The sequence below is a fragment of the Paenibacillus rhizoryzae genome (genome assembly GCF_059686995.1).
Window position 1 is genome coordinate 109240 of record NZ_JCAALT010000004.1, and the last position, 22790, is coordinate 132029.

Below are 22790 nucleotides of genomic sequence, written 5' to 3' on the forward strand. Positions count from 1 at the left end.
GTCTGTTCCTCCTATGTAACCGTAGACCCTTATAATAGTCGAAAATATAGCTCCCATCATTATACCTGCAAAAGATGAAAGAAATCTGAAAAGCCATAACGAAAAAGCTTAATCTATCCCCTTTCAGGAATTGGATTAAGCTTAATCATGTTTATTTTAGAGTGGTTTTGGTCATTCCTGCTCGGCGCGCACCGATGATAAAGACGGAACTATACCGAATGAGCAAATATAGAAGCAGAGCAGCTTGCGGAATAGCGGTTTCAAGGGTCGGGTAGATCCCCAGTGCATTCACGGAGAAGCTTCTTGGCAGCGAATGAGCCGGTACCCATGTTGCCACTTGCAGCGAATGAATGCTCTCGCCGATGAACCGAAACACCAGCAAGTAGATGAATGCCGAGGCCGACAGGAAGAACGGACGAAGCGGCAGCTTCACGCTGTACTTGATCATCAGTACGGCAAGAATCAGGAGCAACAGCAGCGCCACCGCGATACCGAGCAGCATTTGCATCGGATCGATCGACGGAGCCATTCCGACATAGAATATAGCCGTTTCTGCGCCTTCACGGAAGATGGAAAGCCCCGATACGACAAACAAAGACCATAAGCTTCCCCTTGCCAAAGCGCCTCCGACTTGCTTATCGATGAAAGCATTCCATGCGCGGATATTCGATTTATTATGGAGCCAGTTTCCCACCAAGAGCATGAAGAGAACCGCGGCGAGACCGCTTAAGCCTTCGATTTTCTCCCGCATGGTGCCTGATATCGCTTGCGAAACCGCATACGTCAGCACGACTGCCATGATGGCGCTCAGCAGCAGCCCCGTACCCGCTCCGCCCCAGATCCATTTGCGCTTATCCGCGTGCCCGGCTTTGTTCAAATACGAGATGAGAGCCGCCAGAACCAGGATCGCCTCAAACCCTTCTCTGAGCAAAATCGCTCCTGCATCGAAAGCGTTATAAGTCGCTTCCTCCAGCATCGGTGCCAGCTGTTCCTTCATTTCTGCGATAGTCGTACTGGCTTTCTCCGTTTCAGGCGGATCAGATAGCAGATAACCGGCCGCTTCCGTCATCCGATTCTCGATATCGCGATAAACGGTTGCCGATCGCAGCTGAACATCCCCTTCAACGCTCGGCCACATCCGGATGAAAGCTTGCATCTGGCCGTTCGCTTCCGCTGCATGCCCTGCTTTCGCATCCGCCTCCGCTTGATTCAGCGCCTCGAATGCATCGGTAAGCGTTAAACTCGTATCCACGGAAGCCTGCGCGATTTTGCCGGATGCGTAATCCTTAACCTGCTTCAGCAATGCAGCGGTTTCCGACTCCGCCTGCGCGGCGCGCGGAGGGTCCGAGCGCAGTGCAATTCGAATCATGCTCATACTCGTCTCAAGTGAAGCGTATACCGTAACATTATCGCCCCGAATCGGCTGTTCAATCTTCTTCCAGCCGCTGTCGATCTGTCTGTAATCCGCATTCGCTGCTGACCAAGAAGCAGCCTTAATATGCGTAGTCAACTGCTCCAACAAGGGAATCAGCGTTGCCGCAGCTTCAGGACCGGACATCTGCGACTTGCTGCTGTTCGCTTTGGAGTAGGCATTGATCGCCTTCGCGGCTGCTGCCAATGCTTTCTTCGCTGCAGCCGGATCACCCTTCGCATCCGCTACCGCTTTGGAAGCGAGAGCAAGTGTCGAATTCACATTCGCAGCCAAGTCCGAATTGTCGGCTTGAACGTCTACCCACAGCTGGTTCGCCTCAGCTAACGCATCCTGCGCTTCCGTAAACTTCTCTTGACCGATATCTACAAGGGCATCGCCGATCAGAGGGAGCATACGCTCAACTGGAGTTTGTTCGCCTGCTGCCATCGCTATGCTTCCCAGAGGAAACCATAGCATAAGTGCTATAAAAACAATGGGGAGCACGCTCGCTCCCCGCTTTATCCAATGCTTTAATGGATGAGACCTAAACTTCATGTTTCTTTTCCCCTTCTGATCACAACAGCGTATCCCCAATATAGCCGCCTTTGCGTACGCCTGGGAAACAAGCAAATACGGCACTTCCATGGTGAAGGATGTATTCGTTCAGCTTGTCGGTCGCAAGCCGCTGCTGCATTGGAATAAACTGTTTGGCAATGTCGCGTTGATAGCTGATGAACAGCAGGCCCGCATCCAATTGTCCGGTCACATTATCGAGTCCGCTGGAGTACGAGTAGGAGCGACGAAGTATCCGAATCGAGCTGTCGCCTCTTGCCAGGCGCACATGGGAATCCATTGGGATTAACGGTTTTCCTTTCTCATCCTTCGCGGCAAGATCCACCTTATCCAGCTCATTCTGACTGCCAATCGGTGCTCCGCTGTGCCGATGGCGGCCAAAGGTATCTTCCTGATCCTTAAGCGTCGAACGATCCCACACCTCAACGCGAATCCGAATGCGCCTCACCACCATATAGCTTCCCCCAGCCATCCAAGGAGCGCCATCGCCCGCCCCGGCCCAAACGACCTCATTCATCGTCTGCGCATCGCGAATATCGGGATTGCCGGTACCGTCCTTGAAGCCCATGAGATTTCGCGGCGTGCCTCCGGACGGATCCGACTGACCCGTCCGTTGAAAGCCCTCTTGCGTCCAGCGAAGCACGGCCTTCCCGCGCGCTATGCGGGCGAGGTTGCGAACCGCATGGAAAGCAACCTGCAGATCATCGGCGCACACTTGTACGCCGATATCTCCACCTGTCCATTCCTCACGCAGCGCATCTCCATTAAAGAGCGGCAGTTCAGCGAAGTTCGCCGGGCGTTTCCCTGCAAGACCGAACCGTTCGTCGAAGAAGCTTGGTCCTACCCCGAACGTAATCGTCGTCCGGGAAGCATTCAGTCCAACCGCTTCTCCGGTATCGGTCGGCGGCACGTTCTCGTTCTCATGGACCGGTTCTCCGATTAGTTGTCCGCGGGTCATTGCAACGGAAGCTTCCGTCCACTTCTTGAACAGCTCGCGTACATCCGCAATATCCGTTGTTTTCAAATCGAATGCGGCAAAACAAACAAAATTCTGAGAAGGCGTCGCAATGCCCGCCTGATTCGGACCGTAGAACGCAACAGTCTCATCTTCGGACGACGGGGTCTCGTTGCCAAGCAGACGCCCGCTTGCTTCCAGAAGCCCGCCTGTTCCAAGGCCGCCCAGCAGAAGTCCGGCTCCGCCGATTCCGGCCATCTTAAGCAAATCACGCCGACTGACCGGCTTTTTCCAAATTCCGCCTTGCCCCTCTTCGGGCCGCCCCTTCTTCTTATCCAGGTCCTTCATATCCCATTACGCCCCCAAAATAGTTCCCATCTGTGAAAGCGGCTCTGCAAGCGCATCAAGAGATTGACTTAACGATTTGGTATCCGCATCCTTCAACTCGGTAAACAAGACAAAACCATCGCCTGATTTGTATTTATCCAGAAGACCTTCCAGGTCCGTAAAACGTTCACCGATTTGTTTCTCAAGATCGGCATCCTTCTTCGCAAGCGCAGGCTTCAGCAGTTCATAGATTTTCTTCGCGCCTTCTACATTAGCTGCAAAATCATAGAGGTCCGTGCGGGAATAACGCTCTTCTTCCCCGGTTACCTTCGAGGAGGAAACCTCGTTAAGCAGTTCCACGGCTCCGGTCACAAGCATCGTGCTGTCCACTTCAACGGTTTCCATCAGAGCGCGAAGCGCTTTAACATCGCTGAGCAGGCGATCCGCGTACTCTGTCATGCCGTCAGTCGTGTTATCGGCCCACAGCGCTTTCTCAATGCGATGGAATCCGCGCCAGTCCGCATCCGCCACATCGCCTTCACGTGCATCGATATTCGGATCGAAATCGCCAAGCGACTCCGCGATCGGTTCTATACGTTCATAATACATACGTGCAGGGGCATAAAGCTTCTTAGCCTGATCGATATTGCCTGCTTTCACGGCCGTTACTAATTTCTCCGTATCCGCGATCAGTAGATCGCACTGTTCAATGCCGTAAGTCTGATATTTAGCCTGCGCCTCCGTTAGGTCAGCAGTTCCTTCTACATTCGCAGCTGCTGCATTCGTCGCATTGGACACATTAGTCGTTTTGTTGTCATTCTTACCGCAGCCGGACAATACAATTGCTGCTGCAGTAATTAGAATTGCACCTCTATACCACGCTTTCACCTATTATTTCCCCCTAGTAATGATAATCAATCTCATTATAAGCCCATACATATAATATCGTAAATGCCAGTTGTGAACTACTGGTGAAAATTACATAAAATCTTACTCATTCCCGGCATCGACAAAAAAGAGCCTGCGCTTGCGCGCCGGCTCCTTTTACTTAATAATGCCTGTACTTTTAATATGGACTTGGACTTCCGTCCTTATCTTTACTTCCTTGTATGTTTTCTTCCAATCGGTGGTTTTCCACAGCTTGGCATGATGGGCTTTAAGCCTTCTTCCAATGCCAAATGCATCGCAGTTCGCTTTCTGCAACTTGCTTGTTACGCCCATGGCGCGTTTGTTTAGGTTTTCACTAATTTCCTTCTCTACTTGCTCTCGATCGATTTCTTGGCCTAGATGGTTCGGAAAACTGCTAATAACGCCATAGAGATCTACCTTTACGACAAACTCGATCTCTGACGTTTTCTTATTAACAGCTAAATGGATAGCTCGCTTCATTTTTCTCGTTTGCAGGGTAAGCAAGCTATTGTCTATGGGGATATTCAAGTTTGCAAATTTGTTCAATTTACCGAGCAGGAGCAATAATAATATGCTGTCATCATTAGACAAAGAGGCACCTGAATATTTATCTCCATCGAATAGTCCTACACTGTCAACGACTAGCGCTTTATTTCCTAATTTATAGATGATAGGCAGAATCATGTCTTCTCCCGGATCAAACAGTTGACTCCAGATCGAATACAGGGTTTGATCCGGAGCGACTGTCGAACGGACTGCTCCATGAATCAACTGCATAATGCCAAAGGCGATAGGGCTATTGTCAATCTTTTTGAACGATAAAACTTCAGCCCCAACGCCTTTACTTACAAGAATATTCGAATTCAGATATCCTTTCGGATTGCGGTAAAAATATTCCAAAGGTGCTAATAAACCTTGTTTGGCCAGTTCTTCTCCAACGATGATAATATGTGTTTTGGTGGCTTCGACGGTACCGGGAAGCATGCTGTCGATTTTCCTTCCTACACTATATGTCGATTCCCCGGTTGCCTGCATCTCTTGATCTTTTACATCGAATTGGCCGCCGCCTTTACTCTTCAGCTGGATGGCTCTGATTGTCATCATTAAGGAGTTGTCTTTGGCAATATCAAGGCTAAGTCCGTTTACCATTTTTTTAGTGGATAAATATTGGCTGTCCCAACATCCTGAAAGGATCATCGAGCATAATGAGATCCAAACCGTTAGCAATAATCCTCTTCTCATGTTGAACCGACCTCTGCATGATATTTAACAAGGAAGGATCCCAGCCACAACAACACAGGCACTGCTGCAATCATAACTAAGTATCCATATTCCAGCCATTTACTAAAGGGATCGACATTTTCAATTGTCGATAAATACCACGCCGCAGTGAATACAATTCCCCCGCTGAACCAAACCAGTTTCCGATAGGAGCTTTCTTTGGCGGTTATGGCCTTTCCGGCGATACATAAATAAGAAACTATCGTGGCGGTCATCGGAATAATCCAAATCGTTAAGAAAATAAGGTCTATTCGATCAAACAGCTGATAGGACAACCCTTTTAAAATAAACAAGACCGGTTCATTCACCGAATCTAACGCCTTTGGAGTAATTCCGATCAGGCAGATGAAAACAAAGTAGGTATAAAAAAACGTAACAAAGCAATTGGCTAATGAAATTAAGGTAAACATGCCTTTCTTATTATCTTGTACATGGGAGAAGAAAAATAGTGTCACCTCAAACCCAAGCATGGAGAAGAACGTTTTGTCGCTTCCCCTAAACATTCGCAGCATACCTGTATGGCCTATAGGCAATATATTCGTAATATGTATACTATTCTTAAAGTTTAAAATGCTGATTAGAAGCAACACAAGGAACAGCACTGAAGCTAAGACAAAAAACCTTGCGATAACACGTAAATTATCATGGGCCAAATAAACGCTCGTCCCGACGATAAGCAGAAGCAATACCCATCCCGGAGTTAAAGGCAGCATCCATGTATGGATCAGCTGTACGTAGAGTGAACATGCATACGCCGCGATGAATACGAAGAAGCCAAAATAAACGAGATTGATCACTTTTCCCACATATCGCCCAAGCAGGCGATTTATAATTTCGCTCAAGGTTTCATTCGGAAATTTCTTGAGCAGTCGCCAATAGACGAATAGCAAAATCTGGATAATTGCTCCGGCCAAAAGAACCGAAATCCAAGAATCTCCATTCGCAATGCTCTGAATTTCAGAGGGCAAGGATAATAAGCCTATTCCAATTTGCGTTTTGATAATCAAAAAAAACAGCTGGGTTCTGCTTATGCTCATTTTCATGGACGCTTCCACCTCCCGAATATCGTCTGCTTAACGAGGCCTTCCGCTTTTCGCGAGCTTTTATTGACCATCCACAGCGGCAGTCTGAGCAACACATCTTTAAAATTCTCTTTTCCTTGAAACGGACCGAACGGCGCAAAATACGGGATTCCCATTGTTTCGATTTTGCAGAGATGAATAAAGATCAGCATCAGCATTATGGAAATGCCGAAAAAACCAAACAAAGATGCAGCTATCATCATGGGAAATCCCAATACCCGAAGACTGGTTCCAAATTCGTTGACTGGGTTGCCGAAAGACGCAATCGCAGTCAGCCCGATGACGACGATCATCGTGTTCGATACCAATTGGGCTTCTACCACAGCCGTACCGATGACTAAACCGCCTACAATACCGATCGTTTGGGAAATCGGCGAGGGCAGCCTGATAGCAGCTTCTTTGAGCAGCTCCAGAATGATTTGCATAACAAGCGCTTCTAATATAGGCGGTAAAGGAACGTAAGTTAACGCCACCTTTACCGAATAAAGAATTCCGATCGGCAGCACTTCAGAATGGTACGATACGGTAGCGATATAGATGGCCGGTAAGCAAATGGCTAATAGAAAACTAACTAAACGAAGCAACCGGTAAAAGGACCCGATAATCCAGCGTCTGTTGTAATCATCCGGTGTCTGAAAAAAGGAGAAGAACGTAATAGGCAGTATCAAAGCGACAGGATTACCATCGACGAAAATTGAGATTTTGCCTTCCATTAAGTAAGCTACCGTCCTATCCGGCCTCTCGGTCTGCAGCGCTTGCGGAAATGGTGAGAGCGGATGTTCTTCGAGCATCTCATCAATGTTTTCTGTGGAATACAGATATTCCAGATCGATTGAGGAAAGACGTTTCTCGCATTCTGCAACGACTTTGGGATCCGCAAAGCCAGCCATGTAAATCATCGCGACTTTTGTATTTGTCACACGGCCCAGCGTAAGGTACTTCACTTTTAATTTTGGATTCGTCATGCGGGTGCGAAGCAAATATAGATTGGTACTCAAGCTTTCGATAAATCCATCATGTGCTCCCTTGATGATCTGCTCGCCTTTCGGTTCCTGTATGGCTCGGTCTTGCGACTTTGCTACGGGTATCACGATCGCGGCCGAGTCACTTTCCGTTACAATGACGCAATGTCCTTCAAGCATATATTTTCCGATTTGGATTAAATCGGATGACTTTTTGACTTCGACTGCAGTTAACTTCTGCTCGATATCATCGGGGCTGGATTCCAGCAATGCATCAATGACAAGCGTTTGAATGGAAGCCGATTGTACAAGTGACTCCAGATAGATCAATGCGCAGTTTTGATTCGAGCATGCGAGCTTCTGCATCTTCAGATCTTCGGTTTGTACAAAATAGTTCTGAATTTGGGCAATCTTCTTATCGAGAGTTCCGGATTCCATTTCAACGGATTGTGGTTTACCGGATTTCCGGATTGTTTTCTTGAAGCGAAACATGCCATCACCGCCTGCCGAAAGTTAATTATTTCCTTATTGTTTGCAGCCGAGCTTATAATTATGAAAATTCGGCCACAACGCAAAAAAGCCGGTTCGATCAGAGCACTGATCGAACCGGCTTTCCCTTCTAATTTGACTTTCTCAGCAACACGCGTTCAATTCGCTTATCGGGCACAAACCAAAGCACCGCAACAAGCGCGAAGAAGAAGCAAGATACCCATGCGTTAAGATAGGCCGTCACGGTGGCTAATAGATAGATCAAAGGCGATATCTTTCCTTTGAAATCTTTACCCATCGCCGCCAGAATCGCAGAGTCGGATGGATGCTGGCCCAGAATCGCGCGCTGCAATAACCAATATGAAAGGGAGGCCAGCAGCAGCACGATGCCATACAACGCTGTTGGCGTGGGAGCAAAGTGACTCTCTCCAATCCACGCCGTAGAGAAAGGCACGAGAGATAACCAGAATAGCAACAGCATATTAAGCCACATCAGTTTTCCGTTCATCGTATGAACGGCATGAAGCAGATGATGATGGTTATTCCAGTAGATCCCAACGTAGATAAAGCTGAATAAATAACTGAGCAGCTTCGGAGCCAAACTTACCAGCGAATGCCACTCGTGTCCCTCCGGCACTTTCAATTCAAGCACCATGATCGTAATAATGATGGCTAATACGCCATCGCTGAACGCTTCCATTCGATTTGCTTTCAACTTGCACGCACTCTCCATTTATAGATGTATGTCTGGTTGTTTCGACACATTCGGCGGAAACCCTTTTTCACGCACGACAAAAAGGCAACCGGTGCGGCTGCCTTCTTTTGTCTATTAAGCGGCGGGTATATTTTTCTTAGCATCCCAGCCGCCTGTGATCGGAGTACGTATCCCTTTCGCATTCGTAATCCAGTACGTCCACTTGATTTTACCGTAATTCAGCACCGCGGTCTCTTCGGTATCATCGAAGGTGTAGCTGTTTATGGTTACATCTTCAAGCTCGAGCATCAGGAATGGTTGATTCCCATCTGCAGCATTGCGTGTATAGACAAGCTTGCCTTTCGGAATATGTAAGCCTTTCATCGCAGTCAGCATGATCGGTATGGAAGCTGCATCGGTCGATTTGGTAATGGTGAGAGAGGACAGACTGACTTTACCAGCCCCTGAACCTGCACCTGCACCTGCAGTAACGGAGCCCTGACTGGTTATGGAGAAAGAAGCACCTGTAATTGCACTCCACTTCTCATACCCTTTCATGGTAGATTCGCCGGATATCCCATCAAGCTGCAGCAATATGCTGCCGTTACTCGGTGCTGCCGCACTTGCCGGTACAATGCTGAGCGTAGCTAGCCATAAACAAGCAATCAAGACGGACGATAGCAGCTTCTTCAAAAATGATCACTCCTCCTTCGTTATAGATACATTATGTATCAACAAAAGGAGTATGACAATAACTGTTCGTTTCAAACTCGAAATTGCTGCACGCTTACTTCCCGTACAGCTTCTCAAGCGCTACACGCTGCGGTGGTTTTATATTGATTTTGGCACGAATATCGATTGCCTTCGCTTCCGCTTCTTCAATTCCGGCTGCTTGGGCAAGCTCGATTAGTGTACCCACTGCGACTACACCTGTTCGGCCACCGCCGCCGGCGCAATGGAACGCTACCTTCTTGCCGCTCTTATACGCACCAACAACTTCATCAATTGCTTTTTTAAATAGGAGATGGTCTTCAGCCGTATTGTCGCCAAGCGGGATTTGAATCCAATCGACAGCCGCACCCTCATACGCACAGCCGGTAGCCTCGGCACGCAAGTCGATGACGACATCCACCTCTTCGTTCTTGATCATATCCTCTACATCCGCAGCTCCGCCCATAAAGATTCGATCATGGATTAAGGCTTGATAGTTATTCTGTTTCATGTATAATGGCTCCTTCTCGTTTTGCTGACTCTGCCAGACTATATGTTTCAGCCTAGCAATAGTCTGAGAATATTGCAATTGAAGCTTCCACCTGCCTCTCGATGAAAATGTTGCTCGAAAGGCAGCATTTTCATCGTTCTCATACTGGCAAATATAAATTGCTGCTGATTATGCAACAATTCGTTTGGTAAGAAAGTGGGCATGTTTTAAGTAAAATTTAATTAAAGTTGTTTCCCTCCTGCTTACTGTGCGTAAGAAAAGAGGCCGATCTATTGCACATCAGCCTCTATCTTATTGCATTGCATTCAGTTATTCGATATCGTGTTCAATCCACGAACCAAGATCCGTGATGTGATGCGGGAACGATTGACCGAGCTCCGTGAAGATTAGACTGTACTCCGCATGACGCCCGCGCCGAATCGCTTGCAGCACGATTTTATTCCTGCCCTGACGCAGCTTAACCTCAGCATGATGCCGGTTCTCGGCCGTCCACCAATCATGGTGATCGGACTCACTGATTAATTGATCGTTGATCCACAAACGATAGGCTTCGGTATGCCCGAATATAATATTGACCTCACGGTCCTCCGGAAGCTCGATCTCCCGCTCCGCGTATACGACGCAAGGTCCCTGGAAGCCGATCAAATCTGAAACCGAGAACAAATCCTCGGTCACATTCATTAGCCGATAGTCCTTCGGATCGGCCTGGCTCCGATAATCTTTGCTCGCATCGGCCTTCGTATTGAGATGGAATTGACGCGTCAGATCGGCAACTTCGTCTCTGGTGCCTTTGAAGGCGCCGTAATACCATTCACCGAGCTCCGTGCGAGGAAGATCGATATGATTTTCCCAGAAAGGTCCGTATACCTTCCAGACTTGGGCCCCATTCAGACCGAAGACAAAGGTAGCTTCGCCATATCTGGCCGTCAGCAAGTTTTTCTCCGACAAGTAGGTGATCTGCTCCGGTACGCTTACCGTGAGCGTAACCGATTTGATTTCCCCTGGCTGTAGAACGATATGCTGCGAAGTCCAATCACTTAGCCAGCCACCAGGCAAGTCGACTGTCAATTGATCCACAGCGACAAACTCCGTCTCGTTCGACAGTCCGATTGCGATCGTCTTGCTCTCGCGCCATCCAACGACGGGAATCCCTTGATAATCCACGGAAAGGACAATCGAAGGCTGCGGTTCATACGATGGAATCGAACCGAGCTCGGATGGCAGGTCCGTGATCTCGATGGCCGAATTAAGCTCCCTCAAGATGGTCAAGCCAGCTACGCAAGTATCCTCAGCCAAGTCCGCCAGCTGATTGGAGCGGCGAGTTACTTTCACATCAAGCTTATAGCTCGTGTCATAGAAGGCATGCTTCTCAATTAAGCTGCGTGCCCCAAACATAATTCCGAGAAGAGCGCCTGCCGTCGCGCAGCTGCAATCGGTATCAAAGCCGCAATTCAAAGCGATCATCGTCGTCGCGAGGAAATCCCCTTTACCGTAAAACAAACATACCAGCGTAAAACCGATATTCTGATAGAGGTTCGTACAGTCCGGGTGTCCGTAATCGCGAATGATCCGAGAGCGGACCTGCTGCCAGGTCAAATCCTGCGAGGACCATGCCATCGTGTCCTCCACACGCCGGCGAATTCTCGTGCCCGCAGGCAAATACACCATGCCGTCCCGCAGTACCTTCATGAGATCGTTTTCGACGAATGCCATGGCTTCAACTGCCGCTAAGTACTGCTCTGCATAGATGGAATCACCTTCATGATCTAGCATGCCGTCGCGTCCTGCGAACACTGCCGCGAGCTCGGGATTGCCCGGAGCGACGCAAGCCCATATTTCGGAACGGATGGGACAGCCCATTCCGTTGATATAATAGCGATTATTGAACGCCCCCGATACAGGCGGATAGATACCACGATTATAGTTTTTCTTGAACCAAGCATATTCCCCCGGTACGAACGGATAACGCTCATAGAAGGCCTCCGCCAAATCCATCGATGTGAAATAAACCCCTTTCTGCTCTAGCACATGCAGCCATAACACTTGAAGATCCAAATCATCATTCGGCAGCATTTCTTTAATGGCGCGGGGGTCATACTCGTAATCGAACAGTTCCTTCCTGCCTTCGAAAGGGGCGCCGATCGTTCCGGCAATGCTTTTGCCCAGCCATGCGCCATACACTTTATCCAGATAATCCTCGTAGGTCAACCGGTATCCAGCCATCATCGCTCTCCCTCTTGTCCTTGAATTCGCTCCTGAAATTTAATCGTAACCAGCTCCCCGGCTTGCATCGCGATGCCGGTAGTTGATGCGTCATCGACCTTTTCCTTCACACTTTCATCTAACATTGTGGAATAGACGTCACTAGCCCCACCGAGAAGCACGCCTTCTACTTGCAAGTGGCCCGATTGATCCGGATTCCATAGACGAGCGACCCAACCTCCCCGATCCTCCGCTTGTTTCAGACAGCTCATGAATGGATGGGCGCCTGCCGTCGATTGGACAGACAGTAAGGAGCCGCAAGATGGCCAATGACCAGCATGCTGCAACGAGGCTTCTACCAGAAGAGGTGTCCGGAAATCGGAAGCATTCCCCAAACATTGTCCTTGGCGCCAATCCCCTTCGTGCGGAATTAACGCATATTCGAAACGATGCGGTCCTTGGCATTGCCCTCCCGGAGCCGGATAGTTGGCGCCGGCTGCTTGCCCGATGCTGCCTGCCGATCTGACTAACGTAACCTGCACAACGGTTCCTTTATCTCCGCCGCCATGAACAGCCTCATAAGCCGGGAGCCCTTTTGTCGATATACATAGTCCTTCTCGTCCATCCGATACATCAATAAATTCCTGGAACGGCTCGTCTCTCCATTCCCCGCCGCCATCTCTGACCTTCCGATCCACGACTAGAAAATGATCGTAGGCCGATACCTTATGCGCCGGAAGTCCCGTCTCGAAAGCGACTCGCAGCATATGGTCCTTGCAGGTATTATCGATTTCGAGCACGAGGTCCAGCCTCTCCAACTTCTCATATAGCGTTGCATACATCGTGATCGGAAGCCCAACCATCACCGAGGATCGTTTACCAGCTTGATTCGCTTCAGGCAGCTCCCAGGTCATGCCGGCTTTATAGACGATACGATCTTCAACATGTTCATGAAGCCGCCATCCCGTCGCCGTCCTCTTCCCAGCTCCAACTCCGGCTCCGCAATCTCTGGAATCTCGTTCATCGTGCTCCGCAAATTCATGATGGTCGTACAAATCGCCCGTCTCTTCCCGATCGAGCAAATAATGAAGCTGGCGATACTCACGCCCTGTGCGCTTATAGAGAAGATCGAACGTGCCATTCTCATGGAAGCGAACCCGGATCGCGTCATTCTCCATACCGTTCTCGCACAAGGAAACCCCAGAGGGAGCTGTTGCTGCTTCAATAGATACGTCTTCATTCCTCGGTGAACCGGGCTTGATCCAATAGGTGCGATAACCGGCTGCCGGAACATGATCCGCGATAAAATCAACCTCCAATACCGTAAACACCTGATCGTCCGCGCGCGTGTCCTCACTCGTCTTCGAAATCAACACCGCCAGCATGTCAGCGGTCATATATTCGCTTTCCAAATCTTTATTTTTGTCCGCGATATGGCGTATTCTCGCAGCAATGGGCTGCCCTTTCTCGTCGACCAGTCTATAAGAGTCATGCTTGAATCGCCTCGGAACTCGCACATAACGCTTCACAGGCCCTCCATGCGTGCGGCCAAGCGGATTGACCACCACAACGGCAATCGCAGCTTCTTCTTCCGAAGTAGTCGTATCGATAGCCCCTATCAAATGGTGGAGACCATCCTTGATCAAGTAAGCTCCGGTATGCTCTATTTCCTCGAATCGGTTCTGCATATCCTTGTGAACCTGATCCAGGCTGCAGCCGCAGATGGAATCATGCGGATGGTTCGCAAGCAGCAGCTTCCATAGGTTATGAATGAGCCCTTTCGGATAAGCTACGCCGCTTGCACTGGAAGCCATTACCCACAATGGCTCTACTAATCGCTGCAACAGAATTTCGCTGGCATCGTTCTGCTGCTTCAATCTCATATGAGAAGATAATGTGCCTACCAAATCCATCGGAAAGACATCTGAGCCGCGCATCTCTCCCGTATACGTGGACAGCCCTTCGGCTGCTTCTGCCACCGCGGCGAGATAATCTTCCGGCATTGCATAATGCAGCTCAAACGCTTCTTGTTGCTGATTCATATAATCAACTATCCCAGGCAATGAAGGCCGGGGCTCCATATGGTCAATTCCAACGGACATGTATAGATTTGAGGTTGCTGCCAAATCCAGCTGTTTCTGTGCCTCTTCAAGGAAGCTGCGTAAAGTCATCTCGGCATCAGGTGAAAGCGAAGACGGCTGGCTAATATCGGACCAAATATCCGGATAACTCAGAAATATGCCGTGACTGTAACCGTGATTGGCAGCTAAAACTTTAGCATTTGCCGGTCCCTGCCACCAAAATTCATACTGGGGAAGCTCATCATCCCACTTCGGACGTCCACGCCCAAACGTTGCATATTGAATTCCGAAGCCATTGAGAATCATCGGCAAACTCGCAATACTCCCGAAGGAGTCCGGCACATAACCGAGCATCATTGGCCTGCCGCGCATTTGCCGGATCAATTCCATGCCCATTAACAAATTCCGAATCGCAGACTCTCCATTCTCCAGAAACTGATCAGCCAGCACATACCAAGGACCGGTAACCAGCCTGCCCGACTCCATCAGGGCAGCCATCCGTTCCCTCTGTTCCGGTTTGATGGCTAAATAATCCTCAAGCACGATCGCTTGCCCATCAAGCAGAAACCGATAAGTCGGATGTTCGTCCATGATGGTTAGCAGCCGATCAATCAGATGAACCAAACGAACCTGAAATTGCCCTTTCGTCATGACCCATTCCCGGTCCCAATGCGTCGTCGGTGTAAGGAACATCTTCTTCTTCTCCATGATTACCTCCATTTGTTCAAAAAAAGGGCTGCCACCTTCCGGGAGCAGCCCTCTTCCGTTATCATTACTGCGCTTGTTTCGAAGCAACGAATGCCGCTGCTTGTTTCTTCACTTCCTCCAGCACCTTCTCGGCACCGGCTTTCTTGTATCTTTCGATCAGGTCATTGACTGCCGCGTCTACATCTTTTACAAGACCCATTTGGATCGGTGCAGAGTATTGTTTATCGATGTTCACGATGTTCGCAAGCTCCGTCTTGATGTTAGTCGTGTCGATGTTGAAGCCGTTCAGCAGGAATGGCTGCGCCTTCTCAAGCAACGCTTTCTTCGTGTCGATGTATTGCTGCGTATAGCTCTCAAGCGGCGGCCATTGGTCGCGGTTGTTGGACCACCAGCCTGCACCGTACATCGGATATGGATTCGGATCGGATTGGGCGATTACCATTTTGCCATCGGCATTCATCGTGTAGTTCTTGCCTTCGATACCGAATGCGAGCAGCATGTTATAAGCTTTGTCTTGATGCAGCAGATCGATTGCCATCAGCGCTCTTTCGTAGTTTTTCGATTTCGGCGAGAATGCGAAACCGTTACCTGTAGCTGGACGAGTCATGACGACTCCGCTGTCTGTCAGGTTGTTGACCGCTCCAAGCTCCCAGCCTTTAGCGATCATGTCGGAGCTGTATTGGGCATAGTTCTCGAACGCGTTTGCCCAGTAGCCGGATTTCCCTTCTTTGGCAAGGTCAGCCGCTGCCGTCTTCTGCGCGAATGCGTTCTTAGGCAGCAAACCTTTGTCCGCCCAATCCTTCATCGTTTTGGCAGCATCGATGAACTTCGCTTTGAAAGCATCGTCGAGTAAGCCGGTTATCGTATAGTTCGGATCGTCAGGGAAGAATCCGGTGATATACGGCGCTTCTTTAAGTACATAGTTCTTCATCAAGCCGCCGAAAATGCCTTGAATATCGGAAGCGGAACCGTCAACAGGAAGCATGCCTTTCTCATTGTCTTTCAGCGCTTGGAAGTAAGCTCCCAAGTCCTTGAAGGTTTTGATTTCAGGTACATTGTACTTTTTACGAAGATCTTCGCGGAAGAAACCTGTACCTACATCCAACTCCTTAAACGTTTGCGGAATCATGTAGATTTTTCCGTTTACGCGGGCATCCGTCCATTGGCCTTCGGACGTTGCCGCTGTCGTCAAAGGCATGAACTTATTGACGTCATCCATCGTGATTTCATGATAACCGCCTTTGGATGCATTGGAGCCGTAGTTGATGTTTCCGTAGATGACATCCCAATCCTGCGGGGAAGCCAGTACGAGCGGATACTTGGTGTTAATGTCTGCGAATGGAATATAAGTCAATTCAATTGTCGCGTTAATGTCGGCTTCGAGCTTCTTGTTGACTTCAGCCATGACCGCCTCATTGTCCTTCGGAGCTTCGCCGAGCAGAACGAATTTCAACGTTACCTTATCCAATTGCGGTTTCTCTGTGTTGTCGGCAGCTGTGTTATCGGCACCGGCGCTGTCTTCCGTGTTGCTTGCCGCAGCGTTGTTCTTCGTCTCATTGGCAGGCTTGTTGTTTGCTGCAGCATTGTTGGTATTGTCATTCTTGGAACAAGCGGACAAGATTAACATCAAGCAGAGCATTAGCGATAAACCAAGACTTAATGCTTTCGATTTCTTGCTCATCTTTGTTTAACCTCCCAATTATTGAATGAACTATGTTAAACCGCTCTTGCGGAATTAACCAAACTCTACTAGCCTTTGACTGATCCAATCGTGAGACCGGCTACAAAATACTTCTGAACGAAAGGATACGCGAATACGATTGGCCCTGTCGCTACGACTGTCAGAGCAAGCTTAACCGTTTGCTGCGGGAGCTCAATGGCAGACGCAGCACCATTATTCTGGAGCATCTGCTTCGCAAAGGTCGTGGAGCTCAGAATTCTGTAAAGCGTGTACTGTAGCGGAAACAGGTTGTCTTTGGTGATGAACAGCGTTGCCGTATACCAATCGTTCCAATAACCGAGGGCGATGAATAACCCGATCGATGCGAGTGCCGGCTTGAGCAGCGGGAACACGACTCTGATGAAGATGGAGAAGTCATTCGCGCCGTCGATCTTCGCCGATTCGGAGATGGAATCCGGAATGCTGTTCGCGATATAGGTTCTCAGAATCAGGATGTAGATGACATTGAACATCCCGTTCAAGAGCAGAATCATCATCGTATTGCGCAGCTGCAGATAGTTGGACATCAGCAGATAATAGGGAACTAAGCCGCCGCTGAACAACGTGGTGAAGAAGAGGTAGAAAGCCATCCCATTGCGGTACTTCACATCTTTTCTGGCGAGTACATAAGCGGTCATCGATGAGAAGAAGATGGATATTCCGGTACCTGCTACCGTAAGGAATATCGTGACCAGATAACTGTGAAAGATCTTCTCCGGCTCCAGAAAAATGAATTTATAAGCGCCAAGATCGAATGTCCTCGGAAGAAGCGAGTAGCCATACTGCAGGATCGAGCTCTCGGATTGAAAGGATCCCACCAGCAGCATAATGAACGGCAGTATTGTGGCGATGCCAATGAAACCCACGACGATGAACGCGATAATATTAAAGGTGATGACGTCTTTTCCCATTTTCATAGATTTGATCCGCCTTCCCTGCTCGAACCGAGAGTGATTAATAGAGCGCATAATCGCTGTTCCATTTCTTAACGCCCCAGTTAACCGCGTAGATAATAAAGAAGCTCAGAACAGATTGGTACACGCCGCCGGCGGAAGCCATGCCGAAGTCGTTCGCGAAGACGAGGGAGCGGAAGACGAACGTATCGATAATGTCCGTCTTATCGGCCAAGAGGCCATTGTCGCCGATTAGTTGATAGAACATATCGAATTCGCCGCGCATGATTCGGGACAGTCCGAGCAGAACAAGCGTAATGATGGTCGGCTTCAGCATCGGAATCGTAATGTACCAGATGCGTTGGAACAAATTCGCGCCGTCGATTTTGGCCGATTCGTAGCTTTCATGGTCAATTCCCATAATTGCCGACAGGTACAGCACGCTGGAAAAGCCGATGCCCTTCCATACATAGAATAGAGGCAGAAGGATGAGCCATATATTCGGATTCGAGTAGATATCGATCGGCTCTGCGCCGAGCGACTTCAGCCACGAGTTGAGCGCGCCGTAATCATAGTTGAAGATATTGTAGAAAAACGCCGAGACGGTAACCCAGGAGATGAAGTAAGGCAGGAACATGAAGGTTTGTGCCGTCTTCTTGAAGTATTTGCCCATCATTTCCGCGATTAGGATGGCCACCAGCACCGATAAGAGCGTGCTTACCGTCAGAAACACGAGATTGTACAGCACCGTGTTCTTCGTAACGAGCCATAGCTTGCCGGATTCGAAGAAGTATTTGAAGTTTTCGATTCCATTCCATTTGCTTCCGAAAATGCCGCCGTCGTAGGAGTACTCCTTGAATGCGATGACGATACCCGGCATCGGAAGATAAGCCAGCACGAGAAAGTAGATCCCGACGGGCAAAAACATCAGATAGAGAATTCGGTTTTTCATAATCTCATAGAAGAAGCCTTTTTTCTTCTGAACCGCTTGCATTCAACCACCTCTTACCGAATGTCGTTTATTGGTTGCGCTTTCATAATTCATAATAAAGCGTTTTCAAAGTCCGTGCTACGAGAGAAAATTACGATCCCTTTGCAATCTTACGCAACACCCCCAAGAGACTACGGTCGACTGACTATACGGCCCATCTTATCATAGGGTGATGTGCAATTGTACAATCACGGCGTCCTAATCGCAAAGAAAGCTTACTGGAATTTCTCCTCCGAGCACGCATGCTCTTTCGGAAAATTCAAGTAAGCTCCTCATTCAAAAGCTTCAAACTAACGGTTCAACCAATTCGACTTGCCATTCCTGCCAAGAAACTAAGCATGAACTGTACCGCGAGGCGAGAAGTCACGTTGCGCACATCCACGGATGGGTCAATGCAAACAAAATCAATCCCCATCACCTGCGGCAAAGCCCCGAGACGGTACAACGCATCAAGCGCATCCCACGGATTCATTCCCCCAGTCCCGATAGCCGGGCAGCCCGGCGCGAAGGCTTGATCGATGACGTCTACATCGAAGCTGACATAGATTGCTTCCGTTCCGTCGCCCGCAAGCGCGAGCGCTTGATCGATGACCGGATCGATGCCCATGCGGCGCACATCCCGCGAGGTAAACACGTGTACGCCCTTACTCTTCACATAATCGTGATAGGGCTTCGCATTCATAAAACCTCGGATGCCGACTTGCACGATATTGTGCCCGTCTACTGCGCCCGATTCCAATATCCCACGGAAAGGAGTGCCATTCGTAACGCCGCCGTCTTCGAAATTCCGCACGTCATGGTGGGCATCGAAATGGATGATCCCTACTTTCTTGCCCGGATACCGCCGGCTGAAAGCTTTAATGGATGGGCAGCTTGTCGAATGGTCCCCGCCCAGAATGATCGGAACTATTGAAGGCTGAGCCCCGTAAATCGCGTTCATGCTTTCCTCGATGCGACGGTGGCATTCCGCGATATCCGTCACGTGCATCTGAATGTCGCCGAGGTCGCGGACGGCCATGTCCTGCAAATCAACGCCATATTCGAGCGAGTATGTCGTAAACGACTTGAATGCCGTACGAATCGCAGCCGGCGTCGTCGAAGCGCTCGATATTGAAATGGAAGGTTTGGAGAGCGGTACTCCGATGATGCCCGCAAGCAATTGCTCCTTGCCGTCCCACTCTCGAATCCAGTGAGCAACCTTTGTCTCCAGATGATCTCTAAACACAGCCTCATCGGGTCTTTTAAGATTAGGGATCTCCAGGCTCATGGCAACGTCCCCTCCTTCTTAGCTTGCTTTGTCACGATTTGCCGATCCCAAACCGCGGCATTCCCGTTCTTGATCACGCCATACGTATGGTTGATGCCGAAATGATAGGGCAGATAAGCAAGATTCGGCGCGTCGAATATCGTAATGTCCGCGCGTTTCCCTACTTCAATCGAGCCTATTTGATCGCCTCGCCCAATCGCGTTTGCCGCATTGATCGTGCAGGCCGTCAGTATCTCTTCCGGCGTCATCTTCAAATTTAGTGAGGCAAGCATGATCACGAGCTGAATGGATTCGGTCGGACAAGATCCCGGATTATAATCGGTCGACAGGGACACCGGCAGGTTGAAGTGGTCGATCATTTCCCGAGCACGGGCATGTTTGTTTAGTCCAAGGTTAAACGAAGTGCCAGGCAGCAGCACCGGGATGACTCCGTTTGCCGCAAGCAAGCGCAAGCCTTCATCGGATGCAGCCAGCAAATGCTCAGCGGAAATCGCGCCGATTTCACTCGCTAATTCAGTACCGCCGAGCGATTCGATTTCATCGGCATGGATTTTGGGAAGCAAGCCTTGCCGCAGCCCTTCGAGCAAAATGCGGCGAGATTGTTCGACGGTAAAAACCCCATGCTCGCAAAATACGTCGCAAAACGCAGCCAACCCTTCTTTCGCCACTTCGGGAAGCATGTCGCACACGAGGTCCACATAATCCTGCGTCCTGCCTTTATACTCAGGCGGCACGGCATGCGCACCCATAAACGTTGAAACCACGTCAATCGGATGCGTTTCATCCAGCCGTTTCGCCGTTCGCAGCTGCTTAAGCTCATCCGCTAAGGTAAGGCCATACCCGCTCTTCGCTTCTACCGTCGTGACCCCCTGCAAGAGCATAATATCGAGGCTTCGATAGGCCTTCTCATATAATTGCTGCTCGCTTGACGTACGGGTCGCTTGAACGGTGCTGAGTATACCGCCGCCTTGAGCCAGAATATCCAGATACGGGACACCGGAACGTTTGAGAGCGAGTTCATGCTCCCTAGAGCCGCCATGAACCAGATGCGTATGCGGATCCACGAGGCCCGGCGTGACCAGACACCCGCGAGCGTCTAGCGTCTCCGTAATTTCGATGCCCTGCAGCTGGTTTGTCACTTCCTCTTCGGAACCGACAACCGCAATTCGGCCGCCCTGGATCGCGATCGCAGCGTTTGTAATCTCCCGGAGCTCCTTCATCTCTCCTCCGTAACGAGGTGCGTTACCAATTGGGGTTACCAAGCGGCCGATTCCTGTCAGCAGTAAGTCTATCCGTTCTATGATCGTCACGCTCCTTAAGGTTATTGCGCGGCATCCTAGTCGCGCATAGGGATACGGATTCCGTGTTTCTCCGCGCTGTCGACGGCTTCGTCGTAACCGGCATCCACGTGACGGATGACGCCCATTCCCGGGTCTGATGTCAATACGCAGCGAAGGCGTTCGGCTGCTTCATCGGTTCCATCCGCAACGACAACCATGCCCGCATGCAAGGAGTAGCCCATACCGACGCCTCCTCCATGATGGACGGACACCCAAGATGCCCCAGCCGATGTGTTGATGAGCGCGTTCAGAATCGCCCAGTCGCCAACCGCGTCAGATCCGTCCTTCATCGCTTCCGTCTCCCGGTTCGGCGATGCCACGGAGCCGCAGTCCAGATGGTCGCGGCCGATGACGATCGGTGCTTTCAACTCGCCGTTCTTCACCATGTCGTTGAGCGCGAGACCGAACTTTTCCCGTTCTCCGTAACCGAGCCAGCAGATACGTGCCGGAAGACCCTGGAACGCTACGCGCTCGCCGGCCATCTCAATCCAGCGGCGGAGATGATCATTCTCCGGAAACATGCGGAGGACGAGCTCATCCGTTTTGCGAATGTCTTCCGGGTCGCCGGAGAGCGCTGCCCACCGGAACGGACCTTTGCCTTCGCAGAACAGAGGACGGATATAGGCGGGCACGAAGCCGGGAAATTCGAAGGCATTCGCTACCCCCTCATCAAACGCGACTTGACGAATGTTGTTCCCGTAATCGAACACGACCGAGCCGAGCTTCTGCAAGTCCAGCATCGCCTGAACGTGGGTTGCCATGCTTGCCTTGGACAGCTTCATGTATTGCATCGGATCACTCGCTCGCAGTGCCGCCGCTTCTTCCATGGAATAACCGGCGGGAATGTAACCCACAAGCGGATCATGCGCGGAGGTTTGGTCTGTCACGAAATCCGGCTTGATGCCGCGCCGCACGAATTCCGGATAGATATCGGCCGCGTTCCCCAGTAGGCCAATGGCAAGCGCTTCTCCTTCTGAAATGGCTTTGTTCGCCAGTGCCAAGGCTTCATCCAGCGTTTCCGCAAGAACATCGCAGTACCTCGTTTGAATGCGCCGATCGATGCGCGTACGATCGACTTCAACAGCGATGACGACGCCTTCGTTCATCGTGACAGCCAGCGGCTGAGCGCCGCCCATACCGCCTAGCCCCGCCGTCAGAGTCAGCGTGCCTTTAAGCGTACCGCCTGCATGCTGGCGGGCGGCTTCGGCGAAGGTTTCATACGTCCCTTGCAGAATTCCCTGGGTCCCAATATAAATCCAGCTTCCGGCAGTCATCTGGCCGTACATCATAAGCCCCTTCTGCTCCAGCTCGCGAAAGTGCTCCCAAGTTGCCCATTTCGGCACGAGTACGGAGTTGGACAACAATACGCGAGGTGCGCGTTCATGGGTTCTGAAGACGCCGACCGGCTTGCCGGATTGGATCAGCAGCGTTTCGTCGTTCTCTAATCGCTGCAGCTCACGCACGATAGCATCATAGGAAGGCCAGTTGCGGGCTGCTTTGCCAATACCGCCATAGACGACCAGGTCTTCCGGACGCTCCGCAACCTCAGGGTCAAGATTATTCATCAGCATTCTGAGAGCTGCTTCCTGCACCCAGCCTTTGCAAGACAATTCCGTACCGCGCGGGGCACGAATTACGCGTTTTGGTTCCGGTTGATTATACGTTGTCATATCGGATCCTCCC

General features: G+C 50.2%; 17 protein-coding genes. All 17 read right to left on the minus strand.

Annotated elements, in window-relative coordinates:
- Positions 1 to 151 precede the first annotated feature (151 nt).
- The 17 genes from AC6ESO_RS13105 to hutU all read right to left on the minus strand — a co-directional run bounded on the left by AC6ESO_RS13105 (position 152) and on the right by hutU (position 22777).
- Positions 152 to 1858 carry an FTR1 family iron permease gene (locus AC6ESO_RS13105; RefSeq protein ID WP_497091720.1) on the minus strand — a complete coding sequence of 569 codons (1707 nt, stop codon included), beginning with the start codon at positions 1856 to 1858 and terminating at the stop codon, positions 152 to 154.
- 127 nt (positions 1859 to 1985) lie between these two features.
- A complete protein-coding gene (gene efeB, locus AC6ESO_RS13110) occupies positions 1986 to 3287 on the minus strand; it encodes an iron uptake transporter deferrochelatase/peroxidase subunit (protein ID WP_497091721.1) in 1302 nt (433 codons plus the stop codon).
- Between the two features lie 6 nt (positions 3288 to 3293).
- Positions 3294 to 4154 carry an iron uptake system protein EfeO gene (efeO, locus tag AC6ESO_RS13115; RefSeq protein WP_497091722.1) on the minus strand — a complete coding sequence of 287 codons (861 nt, stop codon included), beginning with the start codon at positions 4152 to 4154 and terminating at the stop codon, positions 3294 to 3296.
- A gap of 156 nt (positions 4155 to 4310) precedes the next feature.
- Positions 4311 to 5417, minus strand: coding sequence for a Ger(x)C family spore germination protein (locus AC6ESO_RS13120; protein WP_497091723.1), 1107 nt, complete (start codon positions 5415 to 5417; stop codon positions 4311 to 4313).
- Entirely contained in the window at positions 5414 to 6499 is a 1086-nt protein-coding gene (locus tag AC6ESO_RS13125; RefSeq protein ID WP_497091724.1) for a GerAB/ArcD/ProY family transporter, read from the minus strand. The genes AC6ESO_RS13120 and AC6ESO_RS13125 overlap by 4 nt, the downstream gene beginning before the upstream one ends.
- Positions 6496 to 7992, minus strand: coding sequence for a spore germination protein (locus AC6ESO_RS13130; RefSeq protein ID WP_497091725.1), 1497 nt, complete (start codon positions 7990 to 7992; stop codon positions 6496 to 6498). Before AC6ESO_RS13130 ends, AC6ESO_RS13125 begins: the two co-directional genes overlap by 4 nt.
- A 127-nt stretch (positions 7993 to 8119) precedes the next feature.
- Positions 8120 to 8704 (minus strand): TMEM175 family protein, encoded by a 585-nt coding sequence (locus tag AC6ESO_RS13135; RefSeq protein WP_497091726.1) that lies wholly within the window; start codon positions 8702 to 8704, stop codon positions 8120 to 8122.
- A 114-nt stretch (positions 8705 to 8818) separates the two neighbouring features.
- Positions 8819 to 9376, minus strand: a complete 558-nt coding sequence (locus AC6ESO_RS13140) for an Hcp family type VI secretion system effector (RefSeq protein WP_497091727.1) — start codon at positions 9374 to 9376, stop codon at positions 8819 to 8821.
- Between the two features lie 94 nt (positions 9377 to 9470).
- A complete protein-coding gene (locus AC6ESO_RS13145) occupies positions 9471 to 9905 on the minus strand; it encodes a protein-tyrosine phosphatase family protein (RefSeq protein ID WP_497091728.1) in 435 nt (144 codons plus the stop codon).
- Between the two features lie 309 nt (positions 9906 to 10214).
- Complete coding sequence (locus AC6ESO_RS13150; protein WP_497091729.1) at positions 10215 to 12131, minus strand: ADP-ribosylglycohydrolase family protein; 1917 nt, start codon at positions 12129 to 12131, stop codon at positions 10215 to 10217.
- Positions 12128 to 14896 (minus strand): alpha-mannosidase, encoded by a 2769-nt coding sequence (locus AC6ESO_RS13155; RefSeq protein WP_497091730.1) that lies wholly within the window; start codon positions 14894 to 14896, stop codon positions 12128 to 12130. The genes AC6ESO_RS13150 and AC6ESO_RS13155 overlap by 4 nt, the downstream gene beginning before the upstream one ends.
- Positions 14897 to 14960: 64 nt before the next feature.
- Positions 14961 to 16577 (minus strand): ABC transporter substrate-binding protein, encoded by a 1617-nt coding sequence (locus AC6ESO_RS13160; RefSeq protein ID WP_497091731.1) that lies wholly within the window; start codon positions 16575 to 16577, stop codon positions 14961 to 14963.
- A 68-nt stretch (positions 16578 to 16645) separates the two neighbouring features.
- A complete protein-coding gene (locus AC6ESO_RS13165; protein WP_494820493.1) occupies positions 16646 to 17533 on the minus strand; it encodes a carbohydrate ABC transporter permease in 888 nt (295 codons plus the stop codon).
- Between the two features lie 37 nt (positions 17534 to 17570).
- Entirely contained in the window at positions 17571 to 18503 is a 933-nt protein-coding gene (locus AC6ESO_RS13170; RefSeq protein ID WP_497091732.1) for an ABC transporter permease, read from the minus strand.
- A 295-nt stretch (positions 18504 to 18798) separates the two neighbouring features.
- On the minus strand, positions 18799 to 19767 hold the full coding sequence (gene hutG, locus AC6ESO_RS13175; RefSeq protein ID WP_497091733.1) for a formimidoylglutamase: 969 nt from the start codon (positions 19765 to 19767) through the stop codon (positions 18799 to 18801).
- On the minus strand, positions 19764 to 21068 hold the full coding sequence (gene hutI, locus AC6ESO_RS13180; RefSeq protein WP_497092137.1) for an imidazolonepropionase: 1305 nt from the start codon (positions 21066 to 21068) through the stop codon (positions 19764 to 19766). Before hutI ends, hutG begins: the two co-directional genes overlap by 4 nt.
- A gap of 35 nt (positions 21069 to 21103) precedes the next feature.
- Positions 21104 to 22777 (minus strand): urocanate hydratase, encoded by a 1674-nt coding sequence (gene hutU, locus AC6ESO_RS13185; protein WP_497091734.1) that lies wholly within the window; start codon positions 22775 to 22777, stop codon positions 21104 to 21106.
- Positions 22778 to 22790: the final 13 nt, after the last annotated feature.